Source organism: Clostridium sp. D53t1_180928_C8 (assembly GCF_015667795.1).
Classification (GTDB): Bacteria; Bacillota; Clostridia; order Clostridiales; family Clostridiaceae; genus Clostridium.
This window is the reverse complement of record NZ_JADPEL010000016.1, coordinates 19436-41438: the sequence shown is the minus strand read 5'-3', so window position 1 is coordinate 41438 and position 22003 is coordinate 19436. Positions and strand designations below refer to the sequence as shown.

The following is a 22003-nucleotide window of genomic DNA, read 5'->3' as shown; positions in this document are numbered from 1 at the left end:
AGAAAATGGATAGTTTAAAATTATATTTAGTAACTGATTCAGGTATTTTAAAAGATAGAAATTTTTATGAATGTATTGAAGAAGCCTTAAAGGGTGGAGTTACTATGCTTCAATTAAGAGAAAAGGAAGCTAGCGGAAAAGAATTTTTAGAAAAGGCAATTAAACTTAGAGAATTGACTAAAAAGTACAATGTTAAATTTATAATAAATGATAGGGTTGATATTGCAATGCTTTGTAATGCTGATGGAGTTCATGTTGGACAAAGTGATATACCTGCAAATGAAGTTAGAAAGCTTATAGGAGAAGATAAAATAATAGGAGTATCTGCTAGGACTATAAAGGAAGCAATGGATGCAAAGGAAAATGGAGCAGATTATCTTGGTGTTGGAGCTATGTTTACAACTACTACTAAGTTAGATGCAAAGTCTGTAACTATAGATCAATTAAAAGATATAAAAGAAGAAGTTAAACTTCCGATAGTTACAATAGGGGGATTATCATTAAATAATATTGAAAAGTTAAAGAAATGTAATATTGATGGGTTTGCGGTCGTATCTGCTATATTAGGAGCAGTAGATATAAAATCAGAGTGTGAAAAATGGATTGAAAAGATAAGGAATTTTTAAGGGGATTAAAATATGCAAATAACAAAAGTAAGGGAAAATACTACAAAAAAGATAGTATTAAGTGGAATATTAATTGCTATAGCTACAGTTTTAGGTACATTTTCTATACCGATATTAGGAGCAAAAGCATCACCAATACAACATTTTATTAATGTTATAGCTGGAGTATCTTTAGGACCAATTTATGGTGTTTCATGTGCATTTGTTTCAGCACTTATAAGAAATATATTAGCAACTGGAAGCTTATTAGCCTTTCCAGGAAGTATGGTAGGAGTGTTTTTTGCAGGTATATTATATAAAAAATTTAAAAAGATAGAATTTGCAGTAATAGGAGAAGTAATAGGTACTGGAATAATAGGAGCTATACTTGCTTATCCATTAGCAGCTTTTGTATTAGGAAAGGAAGTTGCATTATTTGTGTATATTATTCCATTTTCAATAAGTTCTATTTTAGGGAGTATAATGGCTTATATATTATTAAAAATAAAAGTGATTAGAGAGTTTTTAATAAAATAACATATTATAATTTATTAAAATAATTGAAGTTAAATTAGTTTAATTTCAATTATTTTTTATTTTCTGTAAATTGAATAATAGAGAAATTTATGAATAAAATTATTCAAAAAATTGAAAATTACAACTTAACTGGCTATAAGAGTAAAAAGGTGTATAATATGACATGACAATAACTTACATGAGGTGATAGCTATGATATTTTGCAAAGGAAAGAATTATATTTTTAGTAAGGATGTTTATTTAGCAAGTGATGAGAGAGTAGAAAAGCTAAGTGCTGATCAAATCGACAGATATGATGGCTTAGAAGTACAAGTTGGACATAGTTACTTAGGATATATAAATAATTCAAGAATTTCTTCAAGCTGGTGCAAAGAAGTAAAATAGCTTATAGTGAGAAAGGTCTGTATGAGATTGAAATTTTTAGTTCAATCTCATACAGACTTTTTTTATTTTTTTGAGTTTTAGGTAAGTTTGATTAGTAGTAAAGATTGATTGTATAATTAAATAATAGGAATAATTAATAATAGTTAAAGTTTAAGAGGAGGTTGTATTTTGAGAATACTACATACTGGAGACTGGCACTTAGGTAAAAATTTAGAAGGTGCTAGTAGAATGGATGAACAGGAATTGTTTTTAAATGATTTTATAAATATAGTTGAAGAAAATAATGTTGATTTAGTTGTAATTGCAGGAGATGTTTATGATTCAAGCAATCCACCTGCAAGGGCTGAAAAAATGTTTTATGATACATTAAAAAAAATTTCTAAAAATGGTGAGAGAATAATTTTAGTTATTGCAGGGAATCATGATAATCCAGAAAGATTAGTTGCAGCAGGGCCACTTGCAATGGAACATGGAATAATAATGGTTGGTACTCCTAAAACTGTTGTGCAGCGTGGTGAATATGGACAACATAAGGTAATTAATTCAGGTGAAGGGTTTATTGAAATAGAAATTAATAATGAAAAGGCAATAATATTAACAGTACCATATCCAAGTGAAAAAAGATTAAATGAAGTTCTTTATGGTGAAATGGATAGTGATGAAGATAGGTTAAAAACTTATGGAGAAAGAATAAAATCACTATTTGATTCTCTTAAGAGAAATTATAGAGAAGATACTATTAATCTAGCAGTATCACATTTATTTGCTATGGGAAGTGAAGAAGGTGGATCAGAAAGAAGTATTCAGCTTGGTGGAAGCTATATAGTTAATGGCTCATGCTTTCCAGAAGAAGCTCAATATATAGCTTTAGGGCATGTGCATAAACCACAGATTGTACCAGGTACAAATAAAAAAGCAAGATATTCAGGATCACCACTTCATTATAATAAAAAAGAAATAAATATTAATAAAAAATGTTTTATTGTTGATGTAAAGCCTAAAGAAGAATGTGAAATACAAGAGGTAGAATTAAAGGTTTATAAACCAATTGAAGTTTGGAAATGTGAAAGTATTGATGATGCTATTGAAAGATGTGAAGAAAACAAAGAGAGAGAATGTTGGGTTTATTTAGAAATTAGGTGTGATAGATATATAAGAGAAGATGAAATAAAGAAGATGAAAGAAATAAAAAAGGATATTTTGGAAATAACACCAAGACTTCAAAATAGTGAAGATAATGAGGAGAATACTATAAGTATCCAGGAAAAATCCTTTGAAGAAATATTTAGAGAGTTTTATAAGAAGGAAAGAAATGTAGAGGCTGATGATGAAATTGTAAAGTTATTATTAAAATTAGTGAATGAAGAGGGGGATGAAGATGAGACCAATTAAGCTTAAGATAAAGGGATTAAATAGCTTTATAGAAGAACAAACTATAGATTTTGAAAAGCTAACTGACCGTGGGCTATTTGGTATATTTGGTCCAACAGGAAGTGGTAAGTCTACAATATTAGATGGTATAACATTAGCGCTATATGGAGATGTTTCAAGAAAAAGTTCAAATTATATAAATACTAATTGTGATAGGTTAAATGTTAGCTTTGAGTTTCAAATATCAGGAGCAGAAATAAAAAGATATCTTGTTACAAGGGAATTTAAAAGAGATAAGAAATCAGGAAATCCAATATCGGGAAAGTGTAAAATAGTTGATATAACTAATTGTGAAGAAGTTTTAGCAGATAAGGTTAAAGCAGTTACTGATAAGTGTAAAGAGGTAATAGGATTAAGCTTAGAGGATTTTACAAGAACGGTTGTATTACCACAAGGAAAGTTTTCAGAGTTTCTAAAGTTAGAAGGAAAGCCAAGAAGAGAAATGCTTGAGAGACTTTTCAACTTAGAACAATATGGTGATAATTTATCAAGAAAGCTATCTAGAGAAATTAATCATGAGAAAACTGAAAATAGTGTTTTATTAGGCCAGCTTATGGGGTATGAGGATATAAGTGAAGAAAAGAAAGCTGAAAAAGAAGAAGAGTTAAAGTTAAGTATAGATAATTTAAATAAAGTAGCTAAAGAACTTAAGGATATAGATAAAAACTTTAAAGAAAATCAAGAGCTTTGGGATATGCAGCTTGAAGTTAAAGATTATAAAGAAAAAGAAAATGCGTTAAAGGAAAAGGCTACAGAAATAGATACTTTTAAAGAAAAAGTTAAGCTTGGAGAAGCGGCTAATAAAGTTAAACCCTATATAAGTGCATGTGAAAATACATTAAAGAATATTAACTTTACAGAAATAGAGTTAAGTGAATTAAAAGTTAAATGTGAAGAACTTAATAGTAAGAAGAAGATTGTAGAAGAACAATGGAATAATGCTAGATTAATAAAGGATAGCAAATTACCACAATTTAAGGTTCAAGAAGAGAAAATAAAAGATGCAATTAATGATAAAAGATTTTTAGATATTTTAGATAATGAAATAAAAGAAATTAATAATAATGTAATTGAATTAAATAAAAAGAAAAAAGAAAATGAAGATAAATTAGTTGATTCTGAAGATAGATTAAAAAGAGGTAGTGATTTATTAAAAGAAAGAGAAGAATATAGAGATACTTTAAATATAGATAGTGAATTTAAAAAGTATGTTCAAGATGGATTAGTACTTACTAGAGATTATAATAATTATTCAAAGTTATTAGAAGATAGTGAAAATAAAATAAAAATTATAAATGAATTATTGAAAAAGTCTCTAGAAGAAAAGAATGTATTAAAAGTTGAATTAGATAAAAAAAATTACTTATTAAAAGAAAATGAAGATATTTTAGATAATCTAATTAAAAATTGCCCAGGAAATCAAAATGATTTATTTGATATGCAAGAAAAATATTCTGAATTAAAAAGGCAGTTAGATATATACAATAGATCTAATGAAGAAATTAAAAGAAATATAATTTTAATAGAGTCATTAAGTAATGAATTAAAGCCTAAAAAAGAAGAGTTTAATAAATTAGACAATGAAATTAAAAAGCTAAAAATAGATGTGCTTGAAATAGAAAGAGAAAACTTAGCTCACAAATTAAGAGAAGATCTGGTGGATGGAGATGTTTGTCCAGTTTGTGGTTGTACTGAACATCATAAGGAAAATATAAAGCATATAGAAATGAAAGATATTACTAGTCTTGAAGAAAGCATAGTGTTAAAAGAAAGATTATTAGATGCTTTAACTAATAATATAAAAGATATGGAAGCTAAGCTTGAGCTTTCAAAAAATAAATTAGAAGAAGAAAATGAAATAATTAAAGCTTTAGGTGAAGATTTTAGTGAAGAGATAGTAAAAAATCTACAGCTTAAAATTAATGATTTAAGAGTAAAGCTTAATGAGTATAATGCAAAAAAAGAAGAATTAGAAAATGTAATAAAGGTTTTAAAAGAAGAGTGTAATAACTTACATCTTAAGGTTACACAATTAGAAACTCAAATAAATGGTTATGAAAGTCAAACAAAGACTTTAGATTATGAAAGAAAAAATCAATATAATAAGTTAAAAGAAACTGAAGAATGTTTAAATATTCTTAAGGAAAAGACTAGTGTTCAAGATTTTATTTCTAAAAATGAGGAAATAAATAAAATTGAAAAAGAAAGAGAAGAAGTAGAAAAAACAATTAAAAAATATAGAGATAGAATGGAAGTATTAAATGCAGAAAAGGAAAATGCCAATAAGAATTTATCAGAAACTAATGAAGAATTAGCTAAAATTAGCACTGCATTAAAAGAAAAAAATAAAATTAGAGAAGAAAACTTAAATAGATTAAAAAGTAAAGTTGATGATATAGATAATATTGAAGCAAGTTTACTAAATATACAAAAAGAAATAAAAGAGATTGAAGATAACTATGTTATAGTTGAAAAACAAAAAGAAGAGATTAATAAAATTTATGAAGAATACAATTCTAAGCTAATTAGTATTACTTCAAAAATAAAGGAGCTTTACAATAGAAAAGAAGAAGAGAAAGAAAAGCTAGAGATAATATTAAAAGAAGAAGAATTTTTAAGTATTGATGAAGTAAAAATAAATTTATTAGATAAAGAGAAAATAGAAGAATTAAAAACTGCAATTGATAAGTATAAGGAAAATCTATCACAACTTAAAGGTGCAATAGAAAGTATAACTAAAAAGATTGCTGATAGAAAGTTACTTGAAGAAGAGTGGATTCTGATACAAAAAGAAAAAGAAGAAAAAGAACTTAAGGTTAAAGAATTAAATGAAATAAAAATTAAGGTTGAAGAAGAGCTTAAAATAATAAAAGAAAAGATTCTAGAGCTTAAGGATTTATTAAAGCAAAAAGAAAAATTAGATCATAAGCTTGCCTTATTAAGTGATTTAGATAAATTGTTTAAAGGTAAAAAGTTTGTTGAGTTTGTTGCAGCTACAAGGCTTAAATATGTTTCCTTAGAAGCAAGTAGAAAGCTTAAGGAAATTACTAATGGTAATTATGGATTAGAAGTTGATGAAGATGGAAGATTTATAATTAGAGATTATAAAAATGGTGGAGCAGAAAGAGATGCATCTACACTTTCAGGAGGGGAAACCTTTTTAGCATCATTAGCCTTAGCTCTTGCTTTATCATCAGAAATTCAGCTTAAAGGAACAGCACCACTTGAACTATTCTTCTTAGATGAGGGATTTGGTACTTTAGATGATAATCTTTTAGAAGTTGTTATGAGTTCGCTTGAAAGAATCCATAATGATAAGTTAAAGGTTGGTATTATAAGTCACGTTGAATCTATAAAAAATAGGGTTCCGGTTAAGTTGTTAATTACTCCTGCTGAAGCTGGTATGGGTGGAAGTAAGGTTAAAATTGAAAGAAGTTAACTTAAAATATTTAAGAAAAAAAGCCGTCTTGAGATGGCTTTTTTTATATTTAGAAGCTTTTGAAAGAGTTTTTTTCTATATCTTTCACTATTTAATATTTATTCTTAAATTGTTATTAAATGAAAATGTATACAAAACTTTTTAAAAGTAGTTGCAAAAGTATATAATTGGTATTATAATAACTTATGAAATGACATTTAAAAAGTAATTTAATAATAATTTTTAAAATATACAGTTAAAAAGTTTATGGATAATTCGGAGGGTATTATGAGATACTTATTAGGTTTGGATATTGGTACATCTGGAACAAAGACAGCTTTGTTTGATGAATTAGGTAATACAGTTGCAACAGCAACTTATGGATATGATTTATTTCAACCACAAGCAGGATGGGCAGAGCAAAATCCAGAAGATTGGTGGGAAGCTTGTATTAATGGAATTAAAGATGTAATTAAGAACAGTAAAGTTAATGGAGTAGATATAAAAGGAATTGGATTAAGTGGACAAATGCATGGACTTGTATTAGTAGACAAGCATCACAATGTTATAAGAGATTCAATTATTTGGTGTGATCAAAGAACTGAAAAGCAATGTGAATATATGACTGAAGTTTTAGGAAAAGAAAAGTTAATTGAAATAACAGGTAATCCGGCATTAACGGGGTTTACTCTTTCAAAGTTATTATGGGTAAGAGATAATGAACCAGAAAATTACAATAATATATATAAAGTTCTTTTACCAAAAGATTATATAAGATTTAAATTAACAGGTGTATTTGCTACAGAAGTTTCAGATGCAAGTGGAATGCAAATGTTAGATATAAATAAACGAAACTGGAGTGATGAATTACTTCAAAAATTAGAAATAGATAAAAAAATATTAGCAGATGTTTATGAATCAGTATTTATTAGTGGATATGTTACAGAAACAGTTGCACAGATTACTGGATTAGAAGTAGGAACAGGTGTAGCTGGTGGAGCTGGAGATCAGGCTGCTGGTGCGGTAGGAAGTGGAATAGTTAAGGAAGGTATAATTTCAACTGTTATAGGGTCTTCAGGGGTTGTATTTGCCTCAACAGATACACCTAGATTTGATAAAGAAGGAAGAGTTCATACTTTATGTCATGCAGTTCCTAATAAGTGGCATGTTATGGGGGTAACTCAGGGGGCAGGTCTTTCTTTAAAATGGTTTAAAGAAAATTTCTGCAGAAAAGAAATTGATGAAGCTAAAGAAGAAAGTATGAATATATATGATTATTTATCACGAGAAGCTGAAGGTTCAAAACCTGGAGCAAATGGAGTAATTTATATGCCATATCTTATGGGAGAAAGAACTCCTCATATAGACCCAAATGTAAAGGGTGGATTTGTAGGCGTATCATTAATAAATAATCATAGTGATTTTGTTAGAAGTATATTAGAAGGTGTTAGTTTCAGTTTAAAAAATTGCTTAGATATTATAAAGGATATGAAAGTAGAAATTACTGATGTAAGAGTTAGTGGTGGAGGGGCAGAAAGTGAAATTTGGAGACAAATTTTAGCTGACATATTTAATTATAAATTAAGCACAATAAAAGCATCAGAAGGACCAGCGTTAGGCGTTGCTATATTAGCTGGTGTAGGTGTTGGAATATATGAGTCAGTTGAAGAGGCATGTGAAAAAATTATAAAAGGTCAAGAGATTATAAATCCAAATTGTGATAATATTGCCCTTTATGATAAGATATATAATGTATATAATTCACTTTATCCAAGATTAAAAGATATTTAAATGCTTGAAGGGTGAAATTCGAGAGGGGAAGACATATTTGATAGAAGTAAATCATAGTAAAATTAAAGAAACAAACAGAAAAAAAATAATTAAGTTATTATTAGAAAAAAATGAAATAACTAAATTAGATATTTCAAGAACCTTAGATATAAGTATTACTACTGTTTCAACTAATATAACAGAGCTTAAAAAAGAGGGAATTGTTAGTGATGTTAGATCTTTAGAATCTACTGGTGGAAGAAAAGCAATGGCTTTAAAAATAAATGAAAATTGTAGATTTGCTTTAGGAATAGCGTTGACTCCTCGTCATGTAAAATTATCTGTAATAAATTTAAAAAAAGAAGTTATAGAAGATATTAGAATTAGACATTATAATAAAGGGTTTGAAAATATAGTAGCTATTGCTAAAAGTAATATTAAGGAAATATTAAATAGAAATAATATTTCAATTGATAAATTATTGGGAATTGGTATTTCCATACCAGGTACAGTAGATTCAGAAGAAGGTGTAATAAAAAATTGTTATTTGTTAGGAGCTGAAAATTATAATTTAAAGGAAAGGTTTGAAGAACTTAATATTCCAATATATATAGATAATGAAGCTAATCTTTCTGCGTATTATGAGTTTTTAAATAAGAAAGATATATTAAGTAATCTTTTATATGTCTCAATTACTGAAGGATTAGGATTAGGGATTGTAATAGATGGTAAGATTTATAGAGGAAGTAACAATGCAGCAGGAGAAATGGGACACATTAAAATTGCTATTGATGGTAAGAAGTGTAAATGTGGTTCTAAGGGGTGTTTAGAATCATATACTTCAACTAATGCATTATTAGAAGAAATGAATAATTTAAGTAGTGAACAAGTAGAAGATATAGAAGAGTTTATAGAACTATTTGAAAAAGGAAATGAAACTACAAAAGAGGTTTTAAAAAATTATTGTAAGATGCTTGCTATAGGAATAGCTAATTTAACAATGTTATTAGATCCAAGGTGCGTAGTTTTAGGTGGAGATATAAATATATTATTAAAAGAGAATATAGACTTTTTAAGAAGTGTTGTATATAAAGACAATTTATTTACTAATGAAGAGAATTGTAAAATAGATGTCACAGAGTTTAAAGAATCATATTTATTAGGAGCAGCTATGGTTCCATTAGAAGGATTTTTAAATTAAAAATACTTTTTAAAAATTAATTTATACTTTATTAAGTGTAAGTTTTACAATAAAGGGGCAGAAAATATCTGCCTTTTTATAAAAAGACTTTTGAAATAAGTTTTGAAAAGTTATTAAATAATTAAAATATAAAGGGGAGTTTTAAATGAAGTTATTTTTAGACACAGCAAACGTAGAACATATCAAAGAAGCAAATGAAATGGGAGTTATTTGTGGAGTTACTACAAATCCATCATTAATTGCTAAAGAGGGCAGAGATTTTAATGAGGTTATAAAAGAAATAACAGAAATAGTAAATGGACCTATTAGCGGTGAGGTTGTAAGTGAAAATGCAGCTGGAATGATTAAAGAAGGTAGAGAAATTGCTGCTATTCATCCAAATATGATAGTTAAAATTCCAATGACGGTGGAAGGGCTTAAGGCTGTTAAAATATTAGATAGTGAAGGAATTAAAACTAATGTAACATTAATTTTCTCAGCTAATCAAGCATTATTAGCTGCAAATGCAGGAGCTACGTATGTTAGTCCATTTTTAGGAAGAGTTGATGATATATCAATGGATGGTATGGAACTTGTTAGAACAATTGCAGAAATATTTGATGTTCATGGAATAACAACAGAAATAATAGCTGCAAGTGTAAGACATCCAATTCATGTTACAGAAGCTGCTAGAGCTGGTGCTCATATTGCAACTATACCGCATGCATTAGTAATGCAAATGGTTAAGCATCCATTAACAGATGCCGGTCTAGAAAAGTTTAAAGCAGACTGGGCCTCAGCTTTTGGTAAATAAGATAAGTTTAAAAACTTTTTTAAGTAGTTAGATTCCCGTAACGGAGTTATATCCGGGGAACGATAAATTAGAAAAATTAAATAGATCAAAAGGGGTTTAATATGAGTAAAGAACTAGATAAATTAAGCATAGATGCAATAAGAGTGCTTTCAGCAGATGCAATAGAAAAATCAAAATCAGGTCATCCAGGGTTACCCCTTGGAGCCGCTACTATGGCATATACATTATGGAGCAAAATGAATCATAATGGTAAGAATCCTAATTGGGATAACAGAGATAGATTCGTATTATCAGCAGGTCATGGATCAATGCTTGAATATGCATTATTACACTTATTTGGATATGGAATAACTATTGAGGATATTAAGAGCTTTAGACAAGTGGGTAGTTTAACGCCAGGACATCCAGAGTATGGGCATACTAAAGGTGTTGAAATAACAACTGGACCGTTAGGACAAGGTATATGTAATGCTGTAGGTATGGCAATTGCAGAAAGTCATTTAGCAGAAAAATTTAATAAGCCAGAATATAAAGTAGTTAATCACTATACTTATTCTATAGTTGGTGATGGATGTTTAATGGAAGGAATTTCAGGAGAGGCTTCTTCATTAGCAGGAACTTTAGGATTAGGAAAATTAGTAGTTTTATATGATTCCAATAATATTTCTATCGAAGGTGATACTGATATTGCATTTAGAGAAGATGTAGCAAAGAGATATGAAGCATACAACTGGCAAGTAATTAAAGTTGAAGATGGAAATGATATTGAAGCAATTGAAAAAGCAATTGAAGAAGCTAAAAATGAAACTACTAAACCTTCAATGATAATAGTTAAAAACAAAATTGGATTTGGATGCCCTGCAAAACAAGGTAAGGCATCAGCTCATGGTGAACCTTTAGGAGTTGATAATGTAAAAGCAATGAAGGAAAACTTAGGATGGAAGCAAGAAGATTTCTATGTTCCAGCAGAAGTATATTCTAATATGGATAACTATATTAATGTAGGAGTAGAAAAAGAAAATTCTTGGAATAGTTTATTTGAAGCTTATAAGAATGAATATCCAGAATTAGCATCAGAGTATTCTAAGTGGATGGATGGAGAAATTGATAGTGAAGCATTATTAAATAATGAAGATTTATGGAACTTTGACAAAGAGATGGCAACTAGAGAATCTTCAGGAATTATGATAAATAGATTAGCAGAATTAATTCCAAACTTCATTGGAGGATCTGCTGACTTAGCACCTTCTAATAAAACTTATATGGCTGGAAAAGGTGATTTCTCAGCAGAAGATAGAAGTGGAAGAAATCTTCACTTTGGAGTTAGAGAACATGCAATGGCAGCTATAGCAAATGGGATGTATGCTCATGGTGGATTAAAGGTATTCTGTTCAACCTTCTTTGTATTTAGTGATTACATGAAGGGGGCAATGAGATTATCATCATTAATGAATTTACCAGTATCATATGTATTAACTCACGATAGTATTGGAGTAGGGGAAGATGGTCCAACTCATCAACCAATAGAACAATTAGCAGCTCTTAGAAGTATGCCTAATATGACTGTATTTAGACCAGCGGATTCAAAAGAAACTGCAGCAGCTTGGTATTATGCAGTAACTAATGGTAAAACTCCAACTTCATTAGTATTAACTAGACAAAAGTTACCGCTATATGAAGGATGTGCAAAAAGAGCATTAAAGGGAGGATATATTCTTAAAGATTCTAAGAAGGAAACTCCAGATGTAATCTTAATGGCCTCTGGTTCGGAAGTTGAACTTATATTTAAAGCCTCAGATGAATTATTTACTAAAGGAATAGATGCAAGAGTAGTAAGTATTCCATCATTTGAAATATTTAATGCTCAAGATGAAGAATATAAAGAGAGTGTACTTCCAAATGGTGTTAGAAAGAGAGTTGCAGTTGAAGCATTAACTTCATTTGGTTGGTATCAATATGTAGGCTTAGATGGAAAAATAGTTTCACTAGATACATTTGGTGCATCAGGAAATGCAACAGAATTATTTAAGCAATTTGGATTTACAGTTGAAAATGTTATTAATGAAACAATGAAATTATTTAGATAAATAAGATTAATTGTTAATTTAATATGTACAAGCTCCTTTAAAAACTTCCTGTCAACTCATTCTATTTAGATTTAGGTATTAAAAGTAATTTATTATTGAATTTACCGGATATAGAAAGAAGCTTGTAATTATATAAGGAGATGAATTAATTGATTATAAAAAATGTCAATGATATAGATTTTAAGAAGTACGGTAGAGTACTTAATAATTATGATATTAAAGAGATACTAAATAAAATGAAAGAAACACCTTTACCAAATGAAGTTATATATGAACCTTCTATTGAGGAGTTAGAGGATTTAGAAGTAGCAAAAGAGTTTAGAAATAGAGAGTTTGGTGGTCTTGATATTCAAATAGGTTATTGTAATGGAAAGAACTACATGTTAAATGCAGTTGAATATCATAGAACAAGTGAAATTAATATAGCTGTTACTGATTTAATTTTATTATTGGGTTTAGAACAAGATATTGAGGAAGATTACAGTTATGATACTTCAAAAATTGAAGCTATTTTTGTACCAGCAGGAACTGTTATAGAAGTTTATGGAACTACATTACATTATGCACCATGTAATGCTAATGATAATGGATTTAAATGTGTAGTAATACTACATAAAAATACTAATACAGCATTGGAAGCAAATATAGAAAAACAAGGTGAAGATGCACTTCTATTTGCAAAAAATAAATGGCTTATTGGACATCCAGAAACAAATCTTGGACCACAAGGCGCTTTTATTGGGCTTAAGGGAGAGAATATTTGTATAAAATAATGAAGAAGTAAAAATGAATAGTGAAGAGTTAAGGAATAAAGTCAGCGGGGCTGACTTTAGGAAAAATAAAATTAAGAAATTATGATGCCTTTGGCATAGTTAAAAAGTTAAAGAATCAAATTTAAAATAAATTATTAGAAAATAAAAGGAAAGTTGAGGAGAATTATTATGAATTTTAAAAATATACCAGACGTAAAATTAGGAATTGTTGCAGTTAGTAGAGACTGTTTCCCAATGGAATTATCCACAGGACGTAGACAAGCTGTAGTAAGAGCTTATAAAGAAGCTTATGGAGATATATATGAATGTCCAACAACTGTTGAGAGTGAAGTTCATATGAGACAAGCTTTAGCAGAAGTTAAAGAAGCTAGAGTAAATGCTTTAGTTGTTTACCTTGGAAACTTCGGACCAGAAACAGCAGAAACTTTACTTGCTAAAGAATTTGATGGACCAGTTATGTTTGTAGCTGCGGCTGAAGAAACAGGAAACAACTTAGTTGGAGGAAGAGGAGATGCTTACTGTGGAATGCTTAATGCTAGCTACAATTTAGCATTAAGAAATATTAAAGCATATATTCCAGAATATCCAGTAGGAACTTATGAAGAAGTTGCAGAAATGATTAATGAATTTGAACCAATTGCTACTACTCTTTTGGGCTTACAAAACTTAAAGATTATATCTTTTGGACCAAGACCACAAGATTTCTTAGCATGTAATGCTCCAATTAAACAATTATACAACTTAGGCGTTGAAATAGAAGAAAACTCAGAATTAGATTTATTTGCAGCATTTAATGAACATGCAAATGACCCAAGAATTCCAGACGTTATAGCTGATATGGAAAAAGAGCTTGGAGAAGGTAATAAAATGCCAGGTATCTTACCTAAATTAGCTCAATATGAATTAACATTATTAGATTGGATGGAAGCGCACAAAGGATCTAGAGAATATGTTGTATTTGCTAATAAATGCTGGCCATCATTCCAAACTCAATTTGGGTTTGTACCATGTTATGTAAATAGTAGATTAGTTTCAAGAGGGATTCCAGTATCATGTGAAGTTGATATTTATGGAGCCTTAAGTGAATATATAGGAACTTGTGTAAGTAAAGATGCTGTAACGTTATTAGATATTAATAACAGTGTACCAAGAGATATGTATGAAGACGAAATAAAAGATAAGTTTAACTATACTCAAAAAGATACTTTCATGGGATTCCACTGTGGAAATACTCCTGCTTGCAAATTATCATTTAAAAATATGAAAAATCAAATGATTATGGCTAGAGCTTTAGAACCAAACCAAGAACCAAACATCACTAGGGGTACTTTAGAAGGAGATATTGTTCCAGGAGAAATTACATTCTTTAGATTACAAAGTAATGCAGATGCTGAATTAACTGCTTATGTTGCAGAAGGAGAAGTATTACCAGTTGCAACAAGATCATTTGGATCAATTGGTATATTTGCAATTCCTGAAATGGGAAGATTTTATAGACACGTATTAATAGAAGGAAGATATCCACACCATGGAGCAGTTGCATTTGGACATTTTGGAAAAGCTATAATAAATGTATTTAACTACTTAGGAGTTAAGGAAGTTGGATTTAATCAACCTAAGGGAATGCTTTATAAAACTGAAAATCCATTTAAATAAAAAATAAATGTAAGATAGAAAAACATCTAATAAGTAAAAAAATTATTAGATGTTTTTTTATTAAAAACAAGATAAAATTCTGGAGTAGTGATTAATATTTATAGGTTGGAATAATATAGCTACTATAAGTCATAAATTAAGATATAAATTTAAGATGGTCAAATTAAAATTTTTATTTAAATTTCCCCTTTATAATTAAAATATTTGTTAGCTTATGTAAAGTAATGTTATAATGAGTAAAATTGAAATTATAAATATAGGGGGAAATATATGATTATAAAAGGAACAAGATACCTTTTTTATATGTTTTATACTAGATTAAAAGGATTTAAATATGAGTATATTAAGAAAATGGAAGGTATAGATAAAGCAACAGAGTATGCAGCTAAATGTATGTATTCATGGGCGAAGTTTACTGTAAATATTATAGGAATGAAAATAGTTGTTAATGGTAAAGAGAATATACCTAATGGACCTTGTGTTTTTATAGGAAACCATACAAGTATATTAGATGTTCCTGTTATATTTTATTCAGCAGGAAGACAAGTAGGATTTGTTGCTAAAAAAGAAGTATTAAAAGTACCAATTTTAAATTATTGGTTATTAAAAGGAAAATGTATTGCATTAGATAGACAAAATCCTAGAGATGCAGTAAGAGTAATTAATGAAGGTGTAAAAAACTTAAATGATGGATATTCAATGATGATTTTTCCAGAAGGAACTAGAAGTTTAGATGGTAAACCACTTCCATTTAAAAAAGGAAGCTTAAAATTAGCAATTAAAGCAAAAGTTCCAATAGTTCCAGTAACAATAGATGCAGCATTTACATCATTTGAAAAGACTGGAAGGTTTAAGCCATCTACTATTAATGTTACATATTGTAAGGCTATAGAAACAGCAGAATTGACAAGGGATGAAGAGAAGAATTTATCTGAAGATATCAGAAAAATAATAATTAATAATTTAAGAGAGGAATTTAGAGAAGAATAGTATTTAAAGGTAGGTTTATTGGAGGAGTTATGGATAATAAGTATGATATTAATGCAAGAATATTTAAAGCATTGAGTGATTCTAATAGATTACAAATAATTAATATATTATCTTCAGGTGAGAGATGTGCTTGTAGATTATTAGATCATTTTAAAATTACACAACCAACGTTATCTCATCATATGAAGGTATTAATTGAGTGTGGATTAGTTAACTCAAGAAAAGAAGGAACATGGAATTATTATAGCTTAAATGAAGAGAATGCAAAGGCTTTATTAGTATTTCTAAATGAATTGATGTTAGATAATAAAAAATCAATAATAGAAGAAAGTAATAATTGTGACTGTTAACTTATTAAGGTTTATTGTGATAAATTAAAATATTATGATAAACCTATTGTTTTTAGGAAAAAATAATAATAAAGCATTAATTATTTAAAGGATTAATTTAAAAGTACTATATAATATTGACAAGTAAAAAATAAAAAATTATATTAAACATAGATAATTATCTATGTTTAATATAATAGTTTATAAATATGGGATAGAAATAATTTAAAGGAGAGTAAATGAAAAAAATTGACTTAACAGAAGGAAAAGTTATTAATGTACTTACAGCATTAGCATTACCTATTATGGGAAGCTCGCTATTGCAATTCACCTATAATTTAATAGATATGTTATGGGTAGGAGGCTTAGGTAGTGATGCTGTAGCAAGTATAGGATCATCAAGCTTTTTTATAGGATTAGGATATTCAATTAATTCATTGGTAGTTATAGGAACTGGAATAAAGGTTTCACATGCCATTGGAAAAAAAGATAATGAAGAAGTGAGAAAGTATATTAATTCGGGAATAGCAATAAATTTTGTTATTGCTATAATATATGGATTAATATTAATTATTTTAGGAAAAAGTTTTATTTCATTTTTAAATCTTAATAATGAGGTTGTAGAAAGGGGTTCGTATTATTATTTAGCTATAAATGCACCAATACTATTTTTTTCATTCTTTAATTTTTTGTATACTAGGATATTTAGTAGTTTTGGAAATAATGGAGATTCATTAAAAATAAATGCAATAGGAATGATATTAAATATAATTTTAGATCCAATATTTATTTATATATTTAAATTAGGTGTTTTAGGAGCTGCAGTAGCAACTTTAATAGCAAATATAATAATGTTTATATTATATAAAATTAAGTCTAATGGAATATTAAATTATAATAAATATGTAGGCATTGATAAGGAAAAAATATTAGAAATTACAAAGCTTGGATTTCCTATGGCCTTTCAAAGAATATTATTTACATTAGTAAATATAATTTTAGCTAAGATAATTGCTATTTTTGGAACTAATTCAATTGCTGCTCAAAAGATAGGATTACAAATAGAGTCAATAACATATATGGTTATAGGTGGATTAAATGGGGCTATAGCTAGTTTCACTGGACAAAATTTTGGAGCTAATAAGTTTAAAAGAATAAAACAAGGGTATTATACAGCATTATTATTAGGAATTATTTATTCAGTAATTATGTCTATAATATTTATTGCTTTTAAAGAACCTATTATAAGATTATTTATTAGAGAGAAAAATACTATTATAATTGCTGGAGCATATTTACAAGCAGTTGCATTTTCACAAAGCTTTAGTACAATAGAAATGGTATCAAATGGATTTTTTACAGGTATAGGAATGCCAAATATACCTGCTACAATCAGTATAATATTTACAATTTTAAGGATTCCAATGGCTTTAGTATTGATGAAATATCTTGGAATTAATGGTATATGGTGGAGCATAGCCATTTCAAGCATATTAAAGGGAATAGCAGCGTATTTTATGTATCTAATAAAAATAAGGAGAAGTTATAAAGATGTTAAATAAAATAAAAAATATATTTACTAATAAAGAGATTTTAAGTGGTAATTTTGGAATTGAGAGAGAAACATTAAGAGTTGACAAAAATGGATATTTAGCAAAGAGCGAACATCCAGAAGAATTTGGAGATAAAGCTTGCAATCCATATATTACAACTGATTTTTCAGAAAGTCAGATAGAAGTTATAACTCCTGCATTTTCAGATGTTGAAAAAAGTTATGAGTTTACTAGAGCCTTGTATGATATAGTTGCAATGGAGATTGGAGATGAATACTTATGGTCAGAGTCAATGCCATGTATAATACCAGAAGATAAGGATATTCCAGTAGCTAAATTTAAAAACCATAGTAAAGAAGCTCAAGAATATAGAGAAAAATTATTACTTAAATATGGTGGAAAAAAGCAGCTTATATCGGGAATTCATTATAATTTTTCTTTTGATGAAAATATAATTGAAAAGTTATATGAAAATACTGAAAAGAAATTAAGTTATAAGGAATTTAAAAATAGTATATATTTAAAGGTTGCTAGAAACTACTTGAGATATAGATGGCTTATAGTATATCTTTTAGGAGCAGCACCAATAGTACATGAAAGCTTTATTGATAGTTGTAAATGTCCATTGAAGGAAGTTAATCATAATGAATATAGTAGTTTAGGTGCAATATCACATAGAAATGGAAAGTGTGGATATAAAAATAAAATAGACTTATTCCCTAATTATGATAGTGTTGAAACATATTTAGAAAGTATTGATGAATATATAAATGATGGAGTAATAGATAGTCATAAAGAGCTATATAGTCAGGTAAGATTGAAGCCTAGTGATATAAAAAACTTTAAAACTTCATTACTTAATGATGGAATTAAATATTTGGAATATAGAACAATTGATATTAATCCATTTGAAAAAGGTGGAATAAGCTTAGATGATTTAAAGTTCTTGCAAGTATTTAATATTTATTTATTAACTAAAGAAGAAAGTAATTATGAAAGCTGGCAAGAAGAAGCTTTAGAAAATCAACAGTCAATTGCGGTACATGGAATTAATAATATAAAGTTAAAGCAAGATGGTAATAGTATTAATAGAATAGACTTTGGATTAGAAATACTTAAAGAAGTTATGTTTATTAATAATGAGTTAAGTTTAGGATTTGAAGATATAATTAAGAATATGATTAATAAAGTTGAAAATAGTAAACTAACTTATTCATATAGAATAACTGAAAAGATTAAGGAAGAAGGATATATTAATACATTTTTAAATTTAGCTAAAGAATATAAAGAATCTGCGTATAACAATAGATTTAAGTTAGAAGGTTATGAGGATTTAGAGCTATCTACTCAAATTTTAATGAAAGAGTCTATTAAAAGAGGAATTACTGTAAATATAGTAGATAGAGGTGAGAATTTTATATCTCTTAAAAAGGGAGATAAAATAGAATATGTAAAACAAGCTACAAAAACTTCTAAAGATACATATGTTTCTGTATTAATTATGGAAAATAAAACTGTAACTAAAAAGGTTTTAGCTGAAAAAGGAGTTAAAGTACCAAGAGGAGAAGAGTTTAATACTATAGAAGAGGCTAAAATAAAAGCACATAAATATATTAATAAACCTATAGTTATAAAACCTAAGAGTACTAACTTTGGGATTGGAATTAATATTTTCCCTGAAGGTGCAAATTTAGAAGATATAATTCATGCTTTTGAAATAGCATTTAAAAATGATACAACAGTACTTATAGAAGAGTTTATAAAAGGAAAAGAATATAGATTCTTAGTAATAAATGATGAGGTAGTAGGAATATTACATAGAGTTCCTGCTAATATTATTGGTGATGGGGAAAAGTCAATAAAGGAATTAGTTGAAGTTAAAAATCAGGATCCATTACGTGGTAAAGGATATGTAACTCCTCTTGAAAAGATAAGATTAGAGGAAAATGCAGAATTATTCTTAAAACAACAAGGTAAAAACTTTGATTATATTCCTAAAAAAGATGAAATAGTGTATTTAAGAGAAAATTCTAATATTAGTACAGGCGGAGATAGTGTAGACTATACAGATGATATTCCACAAAAGTTTAAGGATATAGCAGTAAATGCATCAAAAGCAGCTGGAGCTATGATTTGTGGGGTTGATATGATGCTTGAGGATTACAGAGATGAAAATACTAATTATGCAATAATTGAATTAAACTTTAATCCTGCTATTCATATTCATTCATATCCATACAAAGGAAAAGAAAGAAAAATTGCAACTCATGTTTTAAGGTTATTAGACTTAATTTAAGAAAGATAATCTATTAATGGATAATGTTCAATTAGTGGATGAAACTTCTTAGAGAATTTCTGAAATTATATATTTAAAGAAATGAAAATAGAAGTTTCAATATTAATTGTTCATTATCCATTATCAATTTTACATTGATTAACTGTGAGAGTTGAAAAAAAGTGGGAAATTGTTTATAATGACTTAAGGTATAAAAAAAGTTAAATGAATATATGTAATAAAATTTAAAATGTATTTATTTAAGTTGTTTTATAATTATTATATAAAAATTATATTTAAATAAGCTTAGCAACATTAAGCAATAAGTAAAATTAACATAATCAGATGTTAAGTATTGTAAATGCAATGTTAAGTGGGGATCTTTATAATAGTGGTTAGTTTAGTTAAGAGAATTGAACGGATTGAATTATAAAATAATATTTAATTATAAATCAGTTGATTTAAAACAACTTTTGTTTTTGTGCAAAAAAATAGAGAAATATAGATAAAGAAAATAATATGGAGGATTTTAATGGAAAGCAAGAAAAAAATAAAAGTTATACCATTAGGTGGACTTGGAGAAGTAGGAAAGAACATAACGGTAATAGAATATGGAGAAGAAATAATAGTTGTAGATTGTGGAATGACTTTTCCAGATTCAGAGATGTATGGAATAGATGTAGTAATTCCAGATGTAACATATTTAGTTAATAATAAAGAAAGAGTAAAAGGATTTTTCATAACACATGGACATGAAGATCATATAGGAGCAATACCATATATATTAAAGCAAGTTAATGCACCAATTTATGCTACTAACTTAACAGTAGGTTTAATTAAAAGTAAGTTAGAAGAGCATAAAATGCTTGATATAGTAGATTTAAATGTTGTAAATGCTGGAGATACTATAGCTTTAGAAAAAGTAAAGGTAGAATTTATTAGAACAAATCATAGTATTGCAGATAGTTGTGCTCTAGCAATTCATACTCCATTAGGTATTGTAGTGCATACTGGAGATATTAAGGTAGATTTTACTCCTGTAGATGGTAAAGTAATAGATTTACAAAGATTAGCTAAGTTAGGTAAACAAGGGGTTTTATTACTTATGGCTGATAGTACTAATGCATGTCATCCAGGTTATACAATGTCAGAAAGAACAGTGGGTGAAACGTTAGATAATTTATTTAGTAAGGGTAAAGGAAGAATAATTGTAGCTACATTTGCTTCTAATATTCATAGATTACAGCAAATAATAAATTCATCAATTAAGTATGGAAGAAAAATTGCATTTAGCGGAAGAAGTATGGAAAAAATATCTGATGTTGCCATAAAACTTGGATACTTAAATATGCCAGAAGGGTTATTAATAGATTTAAAGGATTTAAAATTATATAATAGTGAGCAAATAACGATTGTTACTACTGGAAGTCAAGGAGAGCCTATGTCAGCTCTTACGAGAATGGCATCATCTACTCATAAAAGTATTCAAATAGAAAAAGATGATACGATAATTATATCTGCTAATCCTATTCCAGGAAATGAAAAGGCTGTATCAAAGGTTATAAATGAATTAACACAAAAGGGTGCTAATGTTATTTATAAATCTATAGAGGAGATTCACGTATCAGGTCATGCTTGTGAACAAGAATTAAAATTATTACAATCAATTTTAAAGCCTAAGTATTTTGTACCAGTACATGGTGAGTATAAGCATTTAAGAAAGCATATATTAATAGCTGAAGAAGTAGGTTTAGAAAAAAGTAAATCATTTATTTTAGAAAATGGTGATGTATTAAGCTTAAATAGAAAATCAGCAACTATCTCTGGAAAAGTTCAAGCTGGAAATATACTAGTTGATGGTATAGGTGTTGGAGATGTAGGAAATATAGTTTTAAGAGATAGAAAGAATTTATCAAAGGACGGTATTATAAATATTATAGTTGCAATAGAAAAAGAAACTAAAACTATAGCTTCAGGTCCAGATATAGTAACAAGAGGATTTATATATGTTAGAGAGTCAGAAGAATTAGTAAATCAAATAAAAGAAATATCTTATGATAGTATACAAACATCTATAGATAAGAATATATTTAAGTGGTCTGAAATAAAAAATAATATTAGAAATGATGTTGGTTCGTTTATATATAGTAAGACTAAGAGAAAACCTATAATTGTACCAATAATAATGGAAGTATAAATAA

Annotated in this window: 16 protein-coding genes; all 16 read left to right on the top strand. The window is 27.9% G+C overall.

All coding sequences use genetic code 11. From position 1 onward, the window contains the following. Window positions 1–5 precede the first annotated feature (5 nt). The gene (gene thiE, locus I4V51_RS11565; RefSeq protein WP_195988591.1) at window positions 6–626 is read left to right on the top strand and encodes a thiamine phosphate synthase; all 621 of its coding nucleotides are present in this window, start codon (window positions 6–8) and stop codon (window positions 624–626) included. A 12-nt stretch (window positions 627–638) separates the two neighbouring features. Continuing rightward, a complete protein-coding gene (gene thiW, locus I4V51_RS11560) occupies window positions 639–1142 on the top strand; it encodes an energy coupling factor transporter S component ThiW (RefSeq protein WP_195988590.1) in 504 nt (167 codons plus the stop codon). 192 nt (window positions 1143–1334) lie between these two features. Further along, window positions 1335–1526 (top strand): hypothetical protein, encoded by a 192-nt coding sequence (locus I4V51_RS11555; RefSeq protein WP_195988589.1) that lies wholly within the window; start codon window positions 1335–1337, stop codon window positions 1524–1526. A gap of 168 nt (window positions 1527–1694) precedes the next feature. Continuing rightward, entirely contained in the window at window positions 1695–2918 is a 1224-nt protein-coding gene (locus I4V51_RS11550) for an exonuclease SbcCD subunit D (protein WP_195988588.1), read from the top strand. Then, window positions 2905–6396: an SbcC/MukB-like Walker B domain-containing protein gene (locus I4V51_RS11545; RefSeq protein WP_195988587.1), complete on the top strand. Its 3492-nt coding sequence runs from the start codon at window positions 2905–2907 to the stop codon at window positions 6394–6396. The genes I4V51_RS11550 and I4V51_RS11545 overlap by 14 nt, the downstream gene beginning before the upstream one ends. Window positions 6397–6663: 267 nt before the next feature. Beyond that, window positions 6664–8166 (top strand): xylulokinase, encoded by a 1503-nt coding sequence (gene xylB / locus I4V51_RS11540; protein ID WP_195988586.1) that lies wholly within the window; start codon window positions 6664–6666, stop codon window positions 8164–8166. Window positions 8167–8203: 37 nt separating this feature from the next. Next, window positions 8204–9346: an ROK family transcriptional regulator gene (locus I4V51_RS11535; RefSeq protein ID WP_195988585.1), complete on the top strand. Its 1143-nt coding sequence runs from the start codon at window positions 8204–8206 to the stop codon at window positions 9344–9346. 145 nt (window positions 9347–9491) lie between these two features. Beyond that, window positions 9492–10139, top strand: a complete 648-nt coding sequence (gene fsa / locus I4V51_RS11530; RefSeq protein ID WP_195988584.1) for a fructose-6-phosphate aldolase — start codon at window positions 9492–9494, stop codon at window positions 10137–10139. A 101-nt stretch (window positions 10140–10240) separates the two neighbouring features. Continuing rightward, window positions 10241–12226 (top strand): transketolase, encoded by a 1986-nt coding sequence (gene tkt, locus I4V51_RS11525; protein ID WP_195988583.1) that lies wholly within the window; start codon window positions 10241–10243, stop codon window positions 12224–12226. Between the two features lie 149 nt (window positions 12227–12375). After that, window positions 12376–12999 carry a DUF4867 family protein gene (locus I4V51_RS11520; RefSeq protein WP_195988582.1) on the top strand — a complete coding sequence of 208 codons (624 nt, stop codon included), beginning with the start codon at window positions 12376–12378 and terminating at the stop codon, window positions 12997–12999. 168 nt (window positions 13000–13167) lie between these two features. Beyond that, window positions 13168–14655, top strand: coding sequence for an L-fucose/L-arabinose isomerase family protein (locus tag I4V51_RS11515; protein ID WP_195988581.1), 1488 nt, complete (start codon window positions 13168–13170; stop codon window positions 14653–14655). A gap of 270 nt (window positions 14656–14925) precedes the next feature. Next, entirely contained in the window at window positions 14926–15645 is a 720-nt protein-coding gene (locus I4V51_RS11510; protein ID WP_195988580.1) for a lysophospholipid acyltransferase family protein, read from the top strand. A 29-nt stretch (window positions 15646–15674) separates the two neighbouring features. Beyond that, complete coding sequence (locus I4V51_RS11505) at window positions 15675–15995, top strand: metalloregulator ArsR/SmtB family transcription factor (protein WP_195988579.1); 321 nt, start codon at window positions 15675–15677, stop codon at window positions 15993–15995. A gap of 218 nt (window positions 15996–16213) precedes the next feature. After that, window positions 16214–17536, top strand: a complete 1323-nt coding sequence (locus I4V51_RS11500) for an MATE family efflux transporter (protein ID WP_195988578.1) — start codon at window positions 16214–16216, stop codon at window positions 17534–17536. Further along, a complete protein-coding gene (gene gshAB, locus I4V51_RS11495) occupies window positions 17526–19823 on the top strand; it encodes a bifunctional glutamate--cysteine ligase GshA/glutathione synthetase GshB (RefSeq protein ID WP_195988577.1) in 2298 nt (765 codons plus the stop codon). The genes I4V51_RS11500 and gshAB overlap by 11 nt, the downstream gene beginning before the upstream one ends. A 511-nt stretch (window positions 19824–20334) precedes the next feature. After that, window positions 20335–21999 (top strand): ribonuclease J, encoded by a 1665-nt coding sequence (locus I4V51_RS11490; protein ID WP_195988576.1) that lies wholly within the window; start codon window positions 20335–20337, stop codon window positions 21997–21999. The last annotated feature ends 4 nt before the right edge of the window (window positions 22000–22003 follow it).

Excerpts from the sequence above, each read along its gene's own strand:
- thiE (WP_195988591.1), top strand. The coding sequence starts at position 6 with ATGGATAGTTTAAAATTATATTTAGTAACTGATTCAGGTATTTTAAAA.
- thiW (WP_195988590.1), top strand. The coding sequence starts at position 639 with ATGCAAATAACAAAAGTAAGGGAAAATACTACAAAAAAGATAGTATTA.
- I4V51_RS11555 (WP_195988589.1), top strand. The coding sequence starts at position 1,335 with ATGATATTTTGCAAAGGAAAGAATTATATTTTTAGTAAGGATGTTTAT.
- I4V51_RS11545 (WP_195988587.1), top strand. The coding sequence starts at position 2,905 with ATGAGACCAATTAAGCTTAAGATAAAGGGATTAAATAGCTTTATAGAA.
- xylB (WP_195988586.1), top strand. The coding sequence starts at position 6,664 with ATGAGATACTTATTAGGTTTGGATATTGGTACATCTGGAACAAAGACA.
- fsa (WP_195988584.1), top strand. The coding sequence starts at position 9,492 with ATGAAGTTATTTTTAGACACAGCAAACGTAGAACATATCAAAGAAGCA.
- tkt (WP_195988583.1), top strand. The coding sequence starts at position 10,241 with ATGAGTAAAGAACTAGATAAATTAAGCATAGATGCAATAAGAGTGCTT.
- I4V51_RS11515 (WP_195988581.1), top strand. The coding sequence starts at position 13,168 with ATGAATTTTAAAAATATACCAGACGTAAAATTAGGAATTGTTGCAGTT.
- I4V51_RS11510 (WP_195988580.1), top strand. The coding sequence starts at position 14,926 with ATGATTATAAAAGGAACAAGATACCTTTTTTATATGTTTTATACTAGA.
- I4V51_RS11505 (WP_195988579.1), top strand. The coding sequence starts at position 15,675 with ATGGATAATAAGTATGATATTAATGCAAGAATATTTAAAGCATTGAGT.
- I4V51_RS11500 (WP_195988578.1), top strand. The coding sequence starts at position 16,214 with ATGAAAAAAATTGACTTAACAGAAGGAAAAGTTATTAATGTACTTACA.
- gshAB (WP_195988577.1), top strand. The coding sequence starts at position 17,526 with ATGTTAAATAAAATAAAAAATATATTTACTAATAAAGAGATTTTAAGT.
- I4V51_RS11490 (WP_195988576.1), top strand. The coding sequence starts at position 20,335 with ATGGAAAGCAAGAAAAAAATAAAAGTTATACCATTAGGTGGACTTGGA.